Raw genomic sequence first — 16,869 nt, forward strand, 5'->3', positions numbered from 1 at the left:
TCTGGTTACTCGGATTGATTCAGGCTGGCGAAATCGGCACCGCGCTCGACCAGTTCCACCAGCAGCGGCGAAGGCTTCCAGAAGATCGGGTCTTCTTTCGCGAACTCGCGGATGTCGGCCAGCACTTTCGGCAGGCCCACGGTGTCGGCGTACTTCATCGGGCCGCCGCGGTGCCGCGGAAAGCCGTAGCCATAGAGAAAGGTCACGTCCACGTCGAGCGGGCGCAGCGCGATGCGCTGGAGCACCACGTTGGCGCCCTCGTTGATCATCGCGGCCATGTAGCGGCGCATGATTTCTTCCTCGGTGAAGGCGCGCGGCGTGATGCCGGCGCGCTCGCGCTCGGCGTCGATGATGGCCAGCACCTCGGGGTCGGGCTGGCCGGTGCGCGCGCCTTCGGGATACAGGTAGTAGCCGCGCTGCGTTTTCTGGCCGAACCAGCCGCGCTCGCAGATGCGGTCGGCCACCTGCACGTAGCGCGCCTGTGGATCGCGCGTGGCGGCCTTGCGCTTGCGCGTGGCCCAGCCGATGTCGCCGCCCGCGAGGTCCGACACCTGGAACGGGCCCATCGGGTAGCCGAAGTTGCGCACCGCCTCGTCGATCTGGTACGGAGACGCGCCGTCTTCCATCATGTGGTCGGCGGCCTGGCGGTACACCGCGAGGATGCGGTTGCCGATGAAGCCGTCGCACACGCCGGCGCGCACCGGCACCTTCTTCAATTTCTTTGCGAGCTCGAAGCCGGTGGCGACCACGTCGGCGCTGACCTTGGCGGGTACCACGATCTCGAGCAGCTTCATGATGTTGGCCGGCGAGAAGAAGTGCAGGCCCACCACGTCCTGCGGACGCGAGATGCTGTCGGCGATCTCGTCGATGTCCAGGTACGAGGTGTTGGTGGCGAGCACCGCGCCGCGCTTGCACACGCGGTCGAGCTCGGCGAACACGGCCTTCTTCACGCCCATCTCTTCGAACACGGCCTCGACCACGATGTCGACCTGTGCCAGCGCGTCATAGCTCGTCGAGCCCGAGAAGCGCGCCATCACGCTGTCCTTGGCCTCGGGCGTCATGCGGCCCTTCTTGATCAGGCCGTCGTACACCTTCTCGACATTGGCGCGGCCGCGCGCGAGCTGGGTATCGTCGCGCTCGATCATGGTCACGGGCAGGCCTGCGTCGAGCATCGCCACCGCAATGCCCGCACCCATGGTGCCGCCGCCGACGATGCCGGCCGATGCGAGCGCGCGCGGCGCGGCGGACCGGGTCTCGGGCGCCTTCAGCACTTCGCGCTCGGCGAAGAAGGCATGGATCAGGCCGGCGCGCTGCGGGCTGTCGATGCATTGCAAAAACAGCTTGCGCTCCAGCGCCATGCCTTCGTCGAAGGGCAGCGTGAGCGCGGCTTCGACGGCCTCGATGATCTTCATCGGCGAGAACAGGCCGCGGCTCTTCTTCGCGGTTTCGGCGCGAGCGGCTTCGAGGGCGGCGCGGCTGGCTTCCTTGTCGGCCAGGCCGCCAGCCTCGCGCGTGCGGCGCACGGGCGCCTTGGCGGCGACCAGTTCCTTCGCATAGGCGAGGCCTTCGGCGCGCGCGTCGGCCTCATTGCCGAGACGGTCGACGAGGCCGAGCGACAGCGCTTCCTTCGCGCCCGCATGGCGGCCGCTGAGCATCAGTTCGAGCGCGGGCTTGACGCCGATCAGGCGCGGCGCGCGCTGCGTGCCGCCCGAGCCGGGCAGGAGGCCGAGCTGCACTTCGGGCAGGCCGAGCTTGGCCGACGGTGCGGCCAGGCGGTAGTGCGCCGACAGCGCCACTTCGAGCCCGCCGCCGAGCGCGGCGCCGTGGATGGCGGCAATCACCGGCTTCGTGCAGTTCTCGATCTTCAGGCACACCTCGGGCAGCGAGGGCGGCTGCGGCGTCTTGCCGAACTCGCGGATGTCGGCGCCCGCGATGAAGTTGCGGCCCGCGCCGACGATCAGCACCGCGGCAGCGGCGCCGTCGGCCTCGGCCGCCTCGATGGCGGCCACGAGGCCGCGGCGCACATCCACGCCCAGGGCGTTGACGGGCGGGTTGTCGATGGTTACCACGAACACGTCGCCAAGACGCTCGAAGCTGACGGGACCGGAAGACGTGGAGGGGCTGGAGGGTGTGGTGGCCATGTGCTTTGTCTCTTGCGTGGCGAGCCCTGCTGCAAACGCGAGGGGCCCGAGGCTCTGGGGTGAACCCCGCATTCTTGGCCCGTGCCGGTGCTTTGACAATTGCATAGGCCATTGACAGACTGTCAAAGGATTTTTGACACAATCCGCTGCATGGACCTCCAATCGCTGACCCTGCTGGTGGAAATCCTTGACGCCGGCAACCTGAGCGCGGCGGCGCGCCGGCTCAAGATGAGCCGCGCCAACGTCAGCTACCACCTGAACCAGCTGGAGCGCTCGGTCGGCGCGCAGCTGGTGCGGCGCACCACGCGGCGCGCCGAACCGACCGAGATCGGCCTGCGCCTGTACCAGCACGGCGTGGCCATCCAGGCCGAGCTGCTGGCCGCAAAGGAATCGGTCACCACGCTGGGCCAGGGCCTGCAGGGCCGCGTGCGGCTGAGCGTGCCCAGCGGCTACGGGCAGCTGGTGATGGCCGGCTGGCTGATCGACTTCAAGCGGCAGTACCCCGGCATCGTGCTCGACGTGGTGTTCGAGAACCGCATCGAGGACCTGCTGCGCGACGAGGTCGACATCGCGATCCGCGTGATTCCCGAGCCGCCGCAGAACCTGGTCGCGCGCGAGATGGGGCCGGTGCGCTATGTGGCCTGCGCTTCAAGCGCTTATGCGCAGAAGCATCCGCTGCCGGTGCAGCTCGACGAACTGCAGGGCGCGCCGGTGGTCACCGCCGCCGTCATCGGCCGGCAGCTGCGCGTGTCGGCCTACCAGGGCCAGAATCTGGGAGAGGTGCGGCGCGAGGTGATCCTGGAGCCGACGCTGATCTCGGAGAATTTTTTATTCCTGCGCCAGGCCATCCTCGCGGGCCTGGGCATTGGCCTGGTGCCCGACTACGTGGTGCAGGAGGACGTGCGCAGGGGCGACGTGGTGACCACGCTCGACGATTGGCGCCTTTCGATCTTCGGCACGCAGATGTTCATGCTCTACATGCCCAACCGGCAGCACACGCGGGCGATCCGCACCTTCATCGATTTCATCCTGGAGCAGGTGCGGGCGCCCGGCACGGAACCGGGCGATCAGTCGCAGCGGTAGCTGACTTCGCCCGCCGGCGCGCCGGTTGCCGCCGCCTCCGGATCGAGGAAGCGCATCGGCGCGCCGAAGTTGCGGCAGTAGGCTTCAGCTTCCTGCACGGTGGGCGACTTGAATACACCGTCGCCGAGCCAGCTGACGCGCGGCGCGGGGCCCGATGCGCACGCTGCGACAAGAAGAGCGGCTGGAACGGGGAGGCAAAGGATGAGGGAGCGTCGCATCGGGAAGCGCTGGCTGCGCAGGTGAGGGCGAAAGAGAAAAGGGGCCCGCGGACTGTAGCGCCTGGTGACCATCGGCATGTTTTCTGCTGTACTCCGCCGCATGAACGATGCTGCTCCCCACGCCCCGGTAATGCTCGCGGCGCAAGCGCTGACACCCGAGGCCTTCGCGCCCTACGGCACGGTACTGGCTGCGCCCGCCGGCACGGGACGCCTGATCAATGGCGGCAATGCCGAACGCTTCGACCTCGTCGGCGACCTGCAGCTCGGCGCGCAGGGCGGCCGGCCGATGCTCGCGCTGTTCCGCGCGCAGGCGCGGCGTTTTCCGCACGAAGTCGCGGAGTTGGAGCGCCACGCGCTGGGCAGCCAGACTTTCGTGCCGCTGGGCGAGCGGCGCTTCGTCATCGTCGTGGCGCCGGCCGGCGAAGCGCCCGCGCCTGGTGCGCTTGCTGCGTTCGTCACCGACGGGCTGCAAGGCGTGACGCTCGCGCCCGGCACCTGGCACCACGCGCTGCTGGCGGTGGATGCGGGCGACTTCGTGGTGGTGGAGCGGGCTGCGGCGAGTGTCGATTGCGATACCTGCGCGCTGGCGGCGCAGGTGGTCGTCGACTGGCACAACTAGGCGCTCTTGCCGGCCGGTTTCTTTTTCTTCAGGCCTTGCGCCGCGAGAACGGATTCCCTTGCCAAGGCGGCCAGCGCCTCATGGTCCTCGATGATCTCGATGGGCACCTCGAAGTACTTCCTGACCTGGACCCGCCGCGCCCTGGTGTCGTAGGCAAAGCAGGTGCTGCCGAGTTTCTCGTACCTGGGCCGAGTGTTCTCGTCCACGACGAAGTAGAGGCTGCCGCCCATGACCATCGCGAACTGCGTGGCGTGGGCCGAGAGGCCGGTGCCGCCGAAGAAGCGGTTCGTCGTGATGCCGCCGATTCCAGAGAGCCGGTCGACGATGAAATCCACGAATTGCGGCGAGGCCTGCGACATGTTGCTGTTCCTGCGCTCAACGCATGATGGAAGGCAGCAGTGTCGCCCAATTCAGGGCGCAATCGGCTCGTCAGCCGCCGGCAATGCGCTCCGCCAGGGCGATCAACGACCGGTCCGACCCCGCCGGCCCGAGCAGCGAAATGCCGAGCGGCGCACCGTGGCGTTGCGCGAGCGGCATCGACAGCTGCGGAAAGCCGGCAAGGCCCGCGATGCACAGCATCTGGATCGCGCGGTTGCGGTAGTCCTCCAGGCCGGCCTCGCCTTCGCTGCGCAGCGGCGCGATGTCGGGCATGGTCGGCATCAGCAGCACGCCGTCGCTGCCGAGCAGCTTGGCCAGATGGCTGCGGAAGGCGGCGCGGAAGGCGCGGCCGGCAACGATCTGCGCATCGGTCACGCCGCGCGACCAGGCAAAGCGCTCGGCCACGCCCGGGCCCAGCGGCGGCGCGTAGCGCTCGATCAGCGGACCGTCGGTCAGCCAGGCCTCGTGCGCCTGCACGTAGCGGAAGTTCCAGTACATCGCATCGAAGGAGTCGAGCGCGACCTCGATGCCTGCCGCATCGCCGAGCACGCGCTGCACGCGCGCGGCGGCATCCGCCAGCGCATCGGCCGCGGCCGGCACCGCGAGCGACCACACGTCCTCGGGGCGCAGCAGCCGCACGCGCGCGGGCAGCGCGACCGTGTCGGCGCCCAGCAGCACGTCCGCCACGCGCGCGAAGGTGCCGATGTCGCGTGCGAACCAGCCGCAGGTGTCGAGGCTGGGCGCGAGGTCCAGCGCGCCTTCGAGGCTCACGCGGCCGTGCGTGGGCCGCAGGCCGTACAGGCCGCAGTGGTTGGCCGGCGCGCGCACCGAGCCGCCGGTGTCGGTGCCGAGCGCGAAGTCGCACAGGCCCGAGGACACGGCCGAGGCCGAGCCGGACGACGAACCGCCGGTGATGCGGTCTTTCGCGGCGCCGTTGACCGGCGCGCCGAAGTGCGCGTTGTTGCCGTTCATCGAGAACGCGAGTTCGTCGGTCACGGTCTTGCCCGCGAAGCGCGCGCCCGCATCGAGCAGCTTCTGCACGGTGGGCGCGGTGCGGGTCTTGATGCCCGACATCGCGAGCACGATCGGGCTGCCGCCGCCGGTGGGATAGCCGGCCACGTCGAACAGGTCTTTCGCTGCAAAGCTCAGGTCGGCCAGCGGACCGGTGGGCGCATGCGGCACCGGTGCGTCGGGGTAGGGAACGAAGGCGTGGGCGGGGTCGTGCAGAGGCATGGTGCGCTGTTTGTGTGTGCGTTGCAGGTGCGGGTCAGGCGACCAGCGTGGGTGCGATGGCGGCGGCGGCATCGGTATGGATGCAGCGCGCGCGGTGCTTCGGCGCGAGTTCGACCACCGGCGGCTGCGCGGCGCGGCAGGCATCGGTGGCGAGTGCGCAGCGTTCGGCAAAGGCGCAGCCGGGCGGCAGCGCCGAGAGATCGGGCGGCGCGCCGCCGATGGTCTCCAACCGCGCGCCGCGCGCCAGTGCGCCATGCGCGCGGCTCTTGAGCAGCGCGATGGTGTAGGGGTGGCGCGGCGAGCGGATCAACTCGCGCGCCGTGCCTTCCTCGACGATGCGGCCGGCATACATCACGGCAATGCGGTCGGCCACCTCGACCGCGGCGCCGATGTCGTGCGTGACGAAGATCACCGACAGGCCGAGGTCGCGCTGCAGCTCGCGCAGCAGCAGCAGGATCTGGATCTGCACCGTGGCGTCGAGCGCGGTGGTCGGCTCGTCGGCCAGCAGCAGCTGGGGCTTGCAGGCCAGCGCGAGCGCGATCATCGCACGCTGCCGCATGCCGCCCGACATCTCGTGCGGGTAGGCCGCCAGGCGCCGTTCGGGGCTCGGGATGCGCACGCGCTCGAACAGCGCGAGTGCACGCTGATGCGCCTCGGCCTTGCTCACCGACTCGTGGCGGCGGATCGACTCGACGATCTGCGCGCCGACCGAATACACCGGGTCGAGCGCGAGCAGCGGCTCCTGGAAGATCATCGAAGCGACCTTGCCGCGGAAGTCGTCGAGCTCGCGCGCGGGCATCGCGAGCACGTCGCGCCCGGCCACCTGCACCTGCCCGCCGATGCGCGTGCGGCGCTCGGGATGCAGGCGCAGCAGCGTGCGCAGGGTCACGCTCTTGCCGGAGCCCGATTCGCCGATCAGCGCGACCACTTCGCCGCGCCGCACCTCCAGGCTCACGCCGCTGACCGCATGCACGGGCTTGCGGCCGCCGCTGAAGCTGACGCTGAGGTCGCGCAGGCGGACCATCGGCTCGGAGGAGGAAGAAGTCGGGTGGTTCATGGTCGTCATGCGTTCACGCCGCCCTGGCCAGCGGCACGGCCATCGGATGTCCGCTGCCGGCCTCATGGACCAGGCAGCTCGCCGCATGCCGCGCGCCGGTGGCGATGGGCTCGGGCACCACCTGGCTGCACACCGGTGCGGCCAGCGCGCAGCGCGGATGGAAGCGGCAGCCCGTGGGCGGGTTGATCGGATTCGGCGGGTCGCCGGCCAGCGCCGCCTCTTCGGTGCGGTGGTCGGGGTCCATCGAGGGCATCGACGAGAGCAGGGCGCGGGTGTAGGGATGCGCCGGCGCATCGTAGAGCGCGTCGGCCGGCCCGATCTCGGCCACCTGGCCCAGGTACATGACCATCACGCGGTCGCTCACGTAGCGCACCACGTTGAGGTCGTGGCTGATGAACAGATAGGTCAGGCCGAATTCGGCCTTGAGGTCGAGCAGCAGGTTGATGACCTGCGCTTCCACCGACTTGTCGAGCGCCGACACGGCCTCGTCGAGGATCACCATGCGCGGCTGCAGCGCGAGCGCGCGCGCGATGTTGACGCGCTGGCGCTGCCCGCCCGAGAGTTCATGCGGATAGCGTTCGGCAAAACGCTGCGGCTCGAGCCCGACGCGCGCAAGCAGGTCGCGCGCACGCGCCACGGCCTCGCGCCGTCCGACGCCGTGCACCTGCGGACCGAAGGCCACCGAGTCTTCGATGGTCAGGCGCGGGTTGAGCGAGGCGTAGCTGTCCTGGAACACCATCTGCACCTGGCGCCGGAATTCCTTGAGCGGCAGCTCGCGGCCGCCGACTTCGCGGCCGTCGAAGATCACTTCGCCCCGCGTGGGGGCAATCAGCTGCATCAGCAGCCGCGCGGTGGTCGACTTGCCGCAGCCCGATTCGCCGACCACGCCGAGCGTTTCGCCCTTGAGCACTTCGAAATCGACGCCGTCGACCGCGCGCACCACGCCACCGCCGCGGCCCAGCGGATCCTTCTTGAGCGGAAAGTGCTTGACCAGGCCGGTGATGGTGAGCAGCGGCTGTGCGGGGCCGCCGATGTCTTTCAGTGCGTCCATGTTGTCACGCTCCTTCGTTGCTTTGTTCTTGGCGCTGTTGTTTCAGGGCGCGTGCACAGGCCTCCGGGTACTCCCCTCCGCGAATGCCCCCCGGGCTTCGCCCTCCTCCTTTATTTCGCTGCGGGGAGCACCCGATGCCCTGTGCACGATGGGCGCGGCGCTTGTGCTGGCGGATCAACCACCGCTTTGTCCAACGATCCCGCCGATGGGGTGCCTTGCGCAGCGAAATCAAGGAGGAGCCCGAAGGGCGGGGGACATTCGCGGAGCAAGGTACCCCATCGGCGGGAGCGCGCCCTGAATAACCCGCATCAAACACAACGCGCAGAACAAAAAGAAACCCCATCCCTACCCCTTGTTGTCCATCGCCGACCGCAACCCATCGGACAGAAGATTGAAGGAGATCGAAGTGATGAAGATCATCGCGCCCGGCAATGCAGCGACCCACGGCTGCACGTAGATCGCGGTGCGCAGCGTGTTGAGCATCAGGCCCCACTCCGGCTCCGGCGGCTTCACGCCCAGGCCCAGGAACGACAGGCCCGAGGCCAGGATCATCGACACCGCGATCAGGCTCGTGGCGTAGACGAAGATCGGACCGAGCACGTTGCCCAGCACGTGCACCCGCACGATCGTGAACGGGTTCGCGCCCGAGGCGCGCGCCGCCTCCACGTAGTCGCGCGTGCGCACCTGCGTGGTCACGCTCTCGGCCACGCGCGCGATCTGCGGAATGAACACGATGGTCAGCGAGATCAGCGAGTTGACCACCCCCGCGCCCAGCGTGCCCGACAGCGCAATCGCCAGCAGCACCGAGGGAAAGGCGTAGAACACGTCGATGGTGCGCATGATCAGCGTGTTGGTGAAGCCGCCCGCGTAGCCCGCGACGATGCCGATCACCGTGCCGAAGACGAAGGCGCAGATCACCGGCGTGATGCCGATGAACAGCGACAGCCGCGCGCCGACGATCAGGCGCGACAGCATGTCGCGGCCCAGTTCGTCGCTGCCCAGAGGCAGGCCCTCGGTGCCGATCGGCTTGAGCCGCTTGAGCATCGAGGAGGCGTAAGGGTCGGCCGGCGCGAGCCACGGCCCGAACACGGCCAGGCCAATCAGCAGCAGCACCACGAACGCCGCACCCATGGCGACCGGATCGCGCGTGAAGCGCAGCAGCGCCGAAGTCCAGTAGCCGCGCGAGCGCTGCATCGGCAGCAACGGCTTCACGTCGGCGGTGGCCGAGGAAGAAGAGGGGAGGGGCAGTGCGCTCACGGTCGTCAGGCCCTTGCAATCCGCGGGTCGAGCAGCGTTTGCAGCACGTCGACCAGCAGGTTGAGCACCACGAAGAACAGCGCCAGCACCAGGATGGTCCCCTGCAGCAGCGGCAGGTCGCGCTGGAAGATCGCGGAGTTCAGCAGAAAGCCGGTGCCGGGCCATGAGAACACGGTCTCGATCAGGATCGAGCCGCCCAGCAGGTAGCCCAGCTGCAGGCCCATCACCGCGAGCGCCGTGGGCGCCGCGTTCTTCACCATGTGGCGGAACACGCCCAGGTGCGTGAGGCCCTTGGCGCGCAGTCCGACGATGAATTCCTGGTCGAGGATGTCGGCCACCAGCGCACGCACGGTGCGCGCGACGATGCCCATCGGGATCACCGACATCGTGAGGGCCGGCAGGATCAGGAACTGCACGTGCGCCCAGTCCCAGGCCCAGTCGCTGGAGCCGCCGGGGCCCGCGCCGGTGGCCGGCAGCCACATGAGCTGCGACGAGAACACGATCACCATCACCATGCCCAGCCAGTAGTGCGGCACGCTCACGCCCAGCACCGACAGCATCGAGGCCAAGCGGTCGAGCCACGAGTTGCGGAAGTAGCCCGCCACGAAGCCGAACAGGCAGCCCAGCACGAAGCCGATGAAGGTCGCCACCACCGCGAGCCGCAGCGTGTTGCCCACGGCCGTGAACACCTCGCCCGCCACCGCGCGGTTGCTCGCGATGGACACGCCGAGGTCGCCATGCAGCGCGCGCCAGACCCACATCGCAAACTGCTCGGGCAGCGATCGGTTGAAGCCGTAGAGCTCGCGCAGCTGCGCCTGCAGATCAGCCGAGGCGTCGGGCGGCAGGATCGACACCAGCGGATCGCCGGGCGCGATGTGCACCAGCAGGAAGCACACGAGCGCCACGCCGACCATGATCGGCACGGCGTAGATGATGCGGCGCAAGAGGTAGGCGAGCATGGTGGCTGGCTGGAATGAGGTCAGTCCATCGCCATCGTCGCGATGTCGATGAACCAGCTCTTGGGCTGCACCACGTTCTTGACCTTGGCCGACATCGCGCGCGGCCCCACGTCGTGCGCGATCCACACGAAGGGCGCATCGTCCACGATGTGGGTGTGCAGCTTCGCAAGCGCGGCATCGCGCGTCTTGTCGTCGAAGCTGGTGCGCGCGTCGGCCACCAGCTTGTCGACCTCTGCGCTGCCGTAGTAGCCCCAGTTGTTGGACACCGGCGGGAAGGCCTTGGTGCTCACGAAGCGCACCATCGCGAAGAACGGGTCCATCGCCGCAAAGCTGATGTTGACCGCATTCGCGCCGTTGGCCGACGGGTCCTTCGCGCCCTTGCGCCAGTTGGTGAAGAGCGTGTTCCATTCGATCACGTCGAACTGCACGTCGAAGAAGCACTGCTTGAGCGACTGCTGCGCGAATTCGTTCATCGGCAGCGGCTGCATCTGGCCCGAGCCCGAGGCCGAGATCTGCACCTTGACCTTGATCGGCTTGGCGGCCGAGTAGCCGGCCTGCGTCATGAGCGCCTGCGCGGCCTTCACGTCGTAGCGGATGTCGAAGCCCGGCTTGCCGAACCACGGATGGCCCGGCGGCACCGTGCCCTTGGGCTCGGCCATCATGCCGCCCAGCAGCTGCTTCATGCCGCCGCGATCGATGCACAGGTTGGCCGCCTGGCGCACGCGCTTGTCGAGCCAGGGCGATCCCTCGGCGAACGACAGCTGCCACGGCCACACGTGCGGCTGCGCGTTGGAATAGATCTTGAAGCCGCGCTGCGTGATCTGCGCCATGGCGTCGGGTGCGGGCGCCTCGATCCAGTCGACCTGGCCGCCCAGCAGCGCGGCGGTGCGCGCATTGGCCTCGGGCATCGGCAGCATCACGACCTTGTCGATCTTCGGCACGCGCCTGGCGTCCCAGTAGGCCTTGTTGGCGGCCAGCTCCAGGCGCTCGCGGGCCACGAAGCGGGTGACCTTGAACGGGCCCGAGCCCGCGGGGTCGGCCGCGAAGGCGGTCCAGGCGGCCTTGGCCTTGTCGGCGGGTGTGGCGCCGGCCGCGGCGTCGAACTTCTTCTGCCAGTGGGCCGGCGAGGCCATGAACAGGTTCGTGAGGTTGATCGGCAGGAAGGCGTCCGGCTCGCTGGTGGTGAGTTCGACCGTCAGGTCGTCGATCTTGCGCGCAGTGCGCAGCGTGGGCATGCGCGAAGCGGTCACGCCGACCTGGCTCGGGTCGAACTGCGGGGCGTCCTTGTCGAGCACCTTCTGCACGTTCCACACCACCGCGTCGGCATTGAAGGCGGAACCGTCGTGGAACTTGACGCCGGGGCGCAGCTTGAAGACCCACTTGGTCTTGTCCTTGGCGTCGACGGCCCACGAGGCGGCCAGCGCCGGGATCAGCACGCTCGGCGCGTCGGCCTTGGACAGGTCCCACTGCGTGAGCGAGTCGTAGATCGGAATGCCGGTGAAGCGGTTGCCCTCGAAGCCCTGGTCGGGCTGGCCCAGCGTGCGCGGAATGTCGGCCGCGGTCATGGCGATGCGCAGCGTCTTCTCCTGGGCCAGGGCCGGTGCCGCGAAGGCCAGGGTGGCGAGCGCCGCGCAGGCGGCCAGGGGTTTCAGGATCGAGGCAGAGGCGGCACGCTTCACAGGAGCTCCTAGGGGTGAAAGGGCGAAGGGATCAAACCGGTGGTGAAGCACGACGTGTGCCAGCCGCAAGGCCGCGATGCGACAATGGCCTTCCCATGACAGACACCCTCACCATCACCCGCCCGGACGACTGGCACCTGCATGTGCGCGACGGCGCCGCCCTCGAAGCCGTGGTCCCGCACAGCGCGCGCCAGTTCGGCCGCGCGCTGGTCATGCCCAACCTGCGCCCCCCTGTGACCACCGCGGCGCAGGCCATGGCCTACCGCGACCGCATCCGCGCGGCGGTGCCGCCGGGCACGGCCTTCGAGCCCGTGATGTCGCTCTACCTGACCGACAGGCTGCCGCCCGAGGAAATCGCGCTGGCCGCGGAAGCCGGCGTGCGCGCGCTCAAGCTCTACCCGGCCGGAGCCACCACCAACAGCGATGCCGGCGTGACCGACATCCGCCACACCTACAAGACGCTCGAGGCCATGCAGAAGCACGGCCTGCTGCTGCTGGTGCATGGCGAGGTCACCGATCCGGCGGTCGACCTGTTCGACCGCGAGGCCGTCTTCATCGACCGCGTGATGATTCCCCTGCGCCGCGACTTTCCCGAGCTCAAGGTGGTGTTCGAGCACCTCACCACGAAAGAGGGCGCCCACTACGTGCGCGATGCCAACCGCTTCACGGCCGCCACCATCACCGCGCACCACCTGCTGTACAACCGCAACGCCATCTTCACCGGCGGCATCCGCCCGCACTACTACTGCCTGCCCGTGCTCAAGCGCGAGACGCACCGCGTGGCGCTGGTGGAGGCGGCCACCAGCGGCAGCGACCGCTTCTTCCTCGGCACCGACAGCGCGCCGCATCCGGCCCACCTGAAGGAGCATGCGCTCGGCTGCGCCGGCTGCTACACCGCGCTGACTGCCATCGAGCTCTATGCCGAGGCCTTCGACAACGTGGACGCACTCGACAAGCTCGAGGGCTTCGCGAGCTTCCACGGCGCCGACTTCTACGGCCTGCCGCGCAACAGCGGCACCATCACGCTGAAGCGCGAAAGCTGGACTGTGCCGGAAACCGTGCCCTACGGCGACGCCACGCTCAAGCCGCTGCGCGGTGGTGAAACGCTGAACTGGCGCATGGGCTGAGTTCGACCGTCGCCCCGTGCGTCAGGGGGGATCGCTCAATTGCCGGCCCCCCATAACAAGTTGCAGATAGCCTTGCGTGGCTGGATTGCCGGAACGGCCCACCACCATCAGCAATGCACTGGGCTCGACGGTAGCATCGTATTGGTCTGCGGGCGAGGCGGTGTCCCATCCGATGCGAATGCCGCTCGCGTGGGGGCGCGCAGTAGGGTAGGTTGATATGGGCTCAAGGGTGATGGAAAAGGGAAGTGAGCTGCCGTCGGGCTGATTGAAAACCGTGTTTATCGCATTGACGGAAGTTCCACCGCTACCATAACCGCCGAGCGTCGATACCGTCAGCGGAAATGAGTTTGCCGGCCACTGGAAGGGTGCCCAAGTCGTGAGGCCAACCTCAAAGACCGCGCGGTTCGATGAATCAACGGCGGCGCGCAGGTAAACATTTTTGCCCCCGATGCGTGCCACGGAGAAATGGAAGTTGTCGCTCGCGTTCGCCGTGTTGGTGGCGACCCAATCTCCGGCTTCCGAGCCCTTGGTGACTGAGTAGTTCCGATCTGGCGTACACATTGGCTTCAACGGATCTGTGGAACAGACGCCAAGCGTGGGCGTGTTGGCACCGCTGTAGTACAGGTCGAACGTGCTGGTCGTCGAGTCGGCTATTCCTGCGCCACGCGTCACGCTAAACATGTTGAAACGCGGGAGACTGCCAACAAGATGAAATTCTGTTGCGTCAATGACCAGATTGCGAGCCGCGACGAATGGTTGGAGCGCATAGCGACCCGAACCGTTCGACTCCAGAAATGGAAAGGCGCCGATGACAGCGTCAATAGTGACCTGGAAGCGCGCAGCTGACGAAGGGGCTACCCTATCTGTGGCAAATACATAGACATGTTTTTGCACCGGATCGGCAGCGAAGGGCCCGCGAACCGAGTGGCCTGACTCATCCACCATCTCGTATTGATGCCTGTCGAAATCAAGTCGCAAGCGCTGCTTGGTGCCATTGGAGGCGAACACCGTGTAGCTGTCGTTGCGTGGATCCACGGCCACCCCTTCGCCGGTTCCCCATAAGCCGATCACTCCATTCTGGTAAGGCTCGCTAGTACCCGGCCGCGGGAGGGCTACCATGGCCCAGAGTCCGGCGCCGCGTGCACCGTACAGCGTCGAATTACCCGATTGGAGTCCGCGCGCACCGATCGGTGCATCGTTGGCTAGCGTGACCAGCGGGCGCTGTTCGACGGTCCAATTACCGTCTGCATACACAGCGGATTGTCGGACACTGTCCGCATGCACGCTTGTTCGGGTCCACGCGTCACCGACTTGGAGCGCAGGCTCGTTTCCGCTGGTGCTACTCGCGGTAAAAGCGCCGTACATCGTGGCGGCTGTCCATTCGGTAGTTTCTGGCAAGCCGATACGAAACTGGAGATCAAGGTTCGGCAGCCGCCCGGCAGCCAAATAGACGTTCTGCCCCCCCACTCGGGCCACTGAAAAATCGATCTGCTCTGTTGTGTCGGCCGTTGTTAGACGCCAGATGCCGGGACGCTCTGTAGCGACGATGGCATAGGTCTTCAAGAGCTGCGTGGGACAAACTTCGAGTCGGTAGAAACCGGTATCCGAGCGGCACACCCGCAGTTGCGTCCCGCCGCCGGAAATGCTGATTTGGTGTGCCAGCGAGTAAGCGACGTTTTGAAACGGTGTACCGTAGGTGAAGCGGTTGTAGGTGCCGTCCATTGCGGACTGGGCGCTAACCAGGTTCGTAACGCCCAAGAAGGGATAGGAGATGCCAACCGTGCCTTCCAAGGATGTCCGAGCCAGTGGAAACGTACCGACGATGGCATCACCGAGAAGACGAAAGCGAGCGAGGTTGACTACGGAATTGACTTTGCTACGCTGAAGCACAAAGGTGCCTGGCTGCATAGGATCATCAGAAAATTCACCAGATGCGATCATGCCAACAACGGGCGAGTTGATCGGCTGTAGTACGTTGCTATTTCCTCCATCGCTTGGAGCAAATACGTAGCGTCGATTGCTGAAATCGAGGTCAAGGGTGTACTGCCCTCCGTTGGCGGAAAAAACCCGATAGCGGCGCTTAAAGGGACTTTTCGCGAGCGGACGCAGAGGCGTGGCCAGTTCCTTGTTGGCAACGGGATCCTCGATGAGCGCGCTAGCCTGCGTCTGCCCTGACGCTGTGATTGAAGCGGGGAGCACGGAACCATCCCCTCCGCCGTTCCCGCCACAACTTGTGAGACATATCGCCGCGAACCCGCCAAACAGTATGCGATGCACTTGCACGCTTCCTCCGTTTTGAGATTTATCCGATCAATCGTAACTGAATGTCTTTGATGGATGCGACATGCTGCGCGGGACTGCCTCATGGGCCGCGCAGGTGGGTCTGCATAGAGGAAGCGGGAGATACTCGTCCTTCGACTTTGATAGGAACTTCATATGACTTCCACGCCGTGCGTGATGCTCCTGATCGACGCCGACAACGTCTCCTCCGACGTGATCGAGCAAGCCGTGCAGCGCACGCTGACCGAGCACGGCGCCGTGCACGTGCGCCGCGCCTATTGCAACGCCGAGACGGCGGTCAAGCAGCAGGCGCTCTTCAAGCGGTTGTCGGTGCGGCCGATGGTCAATATTTCGGCCGGCAAGAACAGCACCGACATCGCGCTCGCCGTGGATGCCATCGATCTCGTGATCGCCGAGCGCCCCGACCTGGTGGTGCTGGTGTCTTCCGATTCCGACTTTGCGCCGCTCGTGATCCGGCTGCGCGAAAAGGGCTGCCGCGTCTGCGGCCTCGGCCAGCAGGGCAAGACCGGCGAAGAGACCGTGGCGGTCTACGACGAGTTCACCGACCTGCAGCACCACGGCGCGCCGGTCGCGCCCCGCAGCGCGCCCGCGAAGAAGGCCGCGGCCAAGGTGGCCGCGAAGCGTGCGCCGGCCAAGACGGAAAAGACGGAGAAGAGTGCGGCCGCGCCGGCCCGCAAGACCGCGGCCAAGGCCCCGGTCCGAAAGACCGCCAAGGCCGCAGCGAAGCCGCTCGCGCCGCAGCCGCCTTCCGAAGCCGCCGAATTCATCCTGCGGGCGGCACCTGCGCTGCGCAGTGGTGCCGACGTGCCGCTCAACGACGTGGCCCAGGCCCTGCGCGCGGCCGGCCTGCTCGGCAAACACGGCAGTTCGCTCAAGCTGTTCGACAAGCTCCCGGCGGAGTTCGCCGTGCTGCAGCACCCCGACCGCATCCGCTGGACCGGAGCCGCCACGCCTTGAGCCTGGCGGCGGTCGACTGGGCGCAGCCCTGGCTCGCGCCTTATCGCGCCATCGGCCAGGCGGCGGCGCAGACGGCGCTCGGCACCTCGGTCGCTGCCGCGCTGCAGCGGGAAGCAGCGCCGGGTTTCAGGCCCGCCTTCGTGCCGCAGTCGGCGCTGCACGCGGGGCAGGCCTACGAAGTCCACATCTTCCAGACCGGCACCGTGCCGACGCGCGACAACCTGCACGACTTCTTCAACGGCCTCGTCTGGCTCGCCTTTCCGGAGGCCAAGCGCCGCCTGAACGAAATGCAGGCCGCCGAGATTGCCCGCTCGGGCGTTGGCGCCACGCGCGGCCCGCTGCGCGACGCGCTCACGCTGTTCGACGAGAACGGCGCCGTGCTCGATGCGCCCGAGCCGCTGTGGCAGGCGCTGGCCGAGCGCGACTGGCACACGCTTTTCGTGACGCAGCGCACGCTGTGGTCCGAGGCGCGCCTCTGGATCTTCGGCCATGCGCTGCTCGAAAAACTCGCCACCCCGCGCAAGGCGCTCACCGCGCATGTGCTGCGGCTGCCGCCACCCGCTGCCGGCGGGCCGGCGGCGCCCTGCGATCGGGCGCTGGCACGCAGCCTCGATCCGCATCAGCTGGCGCAAAAACCCTTCGTTCCGCTGCCCGTGCTGGGCGTGCCGGGCTGGTGGGCCGGCAACGCGGCGGCCGATTTCTACGACGATCCCAAGGTCTTCAGGCCCGGTCCGTAGAACTTTTGCTCCTATCATCGCTCTACCCGCGAGCCGCGGTGCGGCTCTCCAGAATCCAAACAACAACACAGG

At 67.5% G+C, this 16,869-nt stretch carries 14 protein-coding genes; 5 read left to right on the forward strand and 9 right to left on the reverse strand.

Annotated elements, in window-relative coordinates:
- Nucleotides 1-5: 5 nt before the first annotated feature.
- Nucleotides 6-2,141 carry a 3-hydroxyacyl-CoA dehydrogenase NAD-binding domain-containing protein gene (locus tag ACAM54_RS03975; protein ID WP_369649912.1) on the reverse strand — a complete coding sequence of 712 codons (2,136 nt, stop codon included), beginning with the start codon at nucleotides 2,139-2,141 and terminating at the stop codon, nucleotides 6-8.
- 150 nt (nucleotides 2,142-2,291) lie between these two features.
- Between ACAM54_RS03975 and ACAM54_RS03980 the strand changes: the two genes are divergently transcribed.
- On the forward strand, nucleotides 2,292-3,224 hold the full coding sequence (locus tag ACAM54_RS03980) for a LysR family transcriptional regulator (protein WP_369649913.1): 933 nt from the start codon (nucleotides 2,292-2,294) through the stop codon (nucleotides 3,222-3,224).
- A 318-nt stretch (nucleotides 3,225-3,542) separates the two neighbouring features.
- Nucleotides 3,543-4,061 carry an ureidoglycolate lyase gene (locus ACAM54_RS03985; protein WP_145742078.1) on the forward strand — a complete coding sequence of 173 codons (519 nt, stop codon included), beginning with the start codon at nucleotides 3,543-3,545 and terminating at the stop codon, nucleotides 4,059-4,061.
- On the opposite strand, the gene ACAM54_RS03990 is transcribed toward ACAM54_RS03985, so the two are convergent.
- The 7 genes from ACAM54_RS03990 to ACAM54_RS04020 form a co-directional block, all read right to left on the reverse strand.
- Nucleotides 4,058-4,420 (reverse strand): TfoX/Sxy family protein, encoded by a 363-nt coding sequence (locus ACAM54_RS03990; protein WP_145742076.1) that lies wholly within the window; start codon nucleotides 4,418-4,420, stop codon nucleotides 4,058-4,060. The two genes, ACAM54_RS03985 and ACAM54_RS03990, sit on opposite strands and share 4 nt — an antisense overlap.
- Nucleotides 4,421-4,490: 70 nt before the next feature.
- Nucleotides 4,491-5,672, reverse strand: coding sequence for an amidase (locus ACAM54_RS03995; RefSeq protein WP_369649915.1), 1,182 nt, complete (start codon nucleotides 5,670-5,672; stop codon nucleotides 4,491-4,493).
- A 34-nt stretch (nucleotides 5,673-5,706) separates the two neighbouring features.
- Nucleotides 5,707-6,729, reverse strand: a complete 1,023-nt coding sequence (locus tag ACAM54_RS04000) for an ABC transporter ATP-binding protein (RefSeq protein WP_369649916.1) — start codon at nucleotides 6,727-6,729, stop codon at nucleotides 5,707-5,709.
- A gap of 13 nt (nucleotides 6,730-6,742) precedes the next feature.
- Nucleotides 6,743-7,780 (reverse strand): ABC transporter ATP-binding protein, encoded by a 1,038-nt coding sequence (locus tag ACAM54_RS04005; RefSeq protein ID WP_369649917.1) that lies wholly within the window; start codon nucleotides 7,778-7,780, stop codon nucleotides 6,743-6,745.
- 345 nt (nucleotides 7,781-8,125) lie between these two features.
- Nucleotides 8,126-9,037: an ABC transporter permease gene (locus tag ACAM54_RS04010; protein ID WP_192325199.1), complete on the reverse strand. Its 912-nt coding sequence runs from the start codon at nucleotides 9,035-9,037 to the stop codon at nucleotides 8,126-8,128.
- A 5-nt stretch (nucleotides 9,038-9,042) separates the two neighbouring features.
- The gene (locus ACAM54_RS04015) at nucleotides 9,043-9,996 is read right to left on the reverse strand and encodes an ABC transporter permease (RefSeq protein ID WP_145742068.1); all 954 of its coding nucleotides are present in this window, start codon (nucleotides 9,994-9,996) and stop codon (nucleotides 9,043-9,045) included.
- Between the two features lie 20 nt (nucleotides 9,997-10,016).
- The gene (locus ACAM54_RS04020; RefSeq protein WP_369649918.1) at nucleotides 10,017-11,675 is read right to left on the reverse strand and encodes an ABC transporter substrate-binding protein; all 1,659 of its coding nucleotides are present in this window, start codon (nucleotides 11,673-11,675) and stop codon (nucleotides 10,017-10,019) included.
- 95 nt (nucleotides 11,676-11,770) lie between these two features.
- On the opposite strand from ACAM54_RS04020, the gene pyrC reads away from it, so the two are divergent.
- The gene (gene pyrC / locus ACAM54_RS04025; protein WP_369649919.1) at nucleotides 11,771-12,802 is read left to right on the forward strand and encodes a dihydroorotase; all 1,032 of its coding nucleotides are present in this window, start codon (nucleotides 11,771-11,773) and stop codon (nucleotides 12,800-12,802) included.
- Nucleotides 12,803-12,823: 21 nt separating this feature from the next.
- Here pyrC and ACAM54_RS04030 read toward each other — a convergent pair whose 3' ends face one another.
- Nucleotides 12,824-15,001, reverse strand: a complete 2,178-nt coding sequence (locus ACAM54_RS04030) for a hypothetical protein (RefSeq protein ID WP_369649920.1) — start codon at nucleotides 14,999-15,001, stop codon at nucleotides 12,824-12,826.
- 237 nt (nucleotides 15,002-15,238) lie between these two features.
- On the opposite strand from ACAM54_RS04030, the gene ACAM54_RS04035 reads away from it, so the two are divergent.
- Nucleotides 15,239-16,060 carry an NYN domain-containing protein gene (locus ACAM54_RS04035; RefSeq protein WP_369649921.1) on the forward strand — a complete coding sequence of 274 codons (822 nt, stop codon included), beginning with the start codon at nucleotides 15,239-15,241 and terminating at the stop codon, nucleotides 16,058-16,060.
- Nucleotides 16,057-16,797: a DUF3025 domain-containing protein gene (locus ACAM54_RS04040; protein ID WP_369649922.1), complete on the forward strand. Its 741-nt coding sequence runs from the start codon at nucleotides 16,057-16,059 to the stop codon at nucleotides 16,795-16,797. The genes ACAM54_RS04035 and ACAM54_RS04040 overlap by 4 nt, the downstream gene beginning before the upstream one ends.
- The last annotated feature ends 72 nt before the right edge of the window (nucleotides 16,798-16,869 follow it).

Source organism: Variovorax sp. V93, assembly GCF_041154485.1.
GTDB classification, from domain to species: Bacteria; Pseudomonadota; Gammaproteobacteria; order Burkholderiales; family Burkholderiaceae_C; genus Variovorax; species Variovorax beijingensis_A.

Bases quoted from the DNA above. Each gene is read 5' to 3' on its own strand.
- ACAM54_RS03975 (WP_369649912.1), bottom strand. From the start codon at position 2,141: ATGGCCACCACACCCTCCAGCCCCTCCACGTCTTCCGGTCCCGTCAGC.
- ACAM54_RS03980 (WP_369649913.1), top strand. From the start codon at position 2,292: ATGGACCTCCAATCGCTGACCCTGCTGGTGGAAATCCTTGACGCCGGC.
- ACAM54_RS03985 (WP_145742078.1), top strand. From the start codon at position 3,543: ATGAACGATGCTGCTCCCCACGCCCCGGTAATGCTCGCGGCGCAAGCG.
- ACAM54_RS03990 (WP_145742076.1), bottom strand. From the start codon at position 4,420: ATGTCGCAGGCCTCGCCGCAATTCGTGGATTTCATCGTCGACCGGCTC.
- ACAM54_RS03995 (WP_369649915.1), bottom strand. From the start codon at position 5,672: ATGCCTCTGCACGACCCCGCCCACGCCTTCGTTCCCTACCCCGACGCA.
- ACAM54_RS04000 (WP_369649916.1), bottom strand. From the start codon at position 6,729: ATGAACCACCCGACTTCTTCCTCCTCCGAGCCGATGGTCCGCCTGCGC.
- ACAM54_RS04005 (WP_369649917.1), bottom strand. From the start codon at position 7,780: ATGGACGCACTGAAAGACATCGGCGGCCCCGCACAGCCGCTGCTCACC.
- ACAM54_RS04015 (WP_145742068.1), bottom strand. From the start codon at position 9,996: ATGCTCGCCTACCTCTTGCGCCGCATCATCTACGCCGTGCCGATCATG.
- pyrC (WP_369649919.1), top strand. From the start codon at position 11,771: ATGACAGACACCCTCACCATCACCCGCCCGGACGACTGGCACCTGCAT.
- ACAM54_RS04035 (WP_369649921.1), top strand. From the start codon at position 15,239: ATGACTTCCACGCCGTGCGTGATGCTCCTGATCGACGCCGACAACGTC.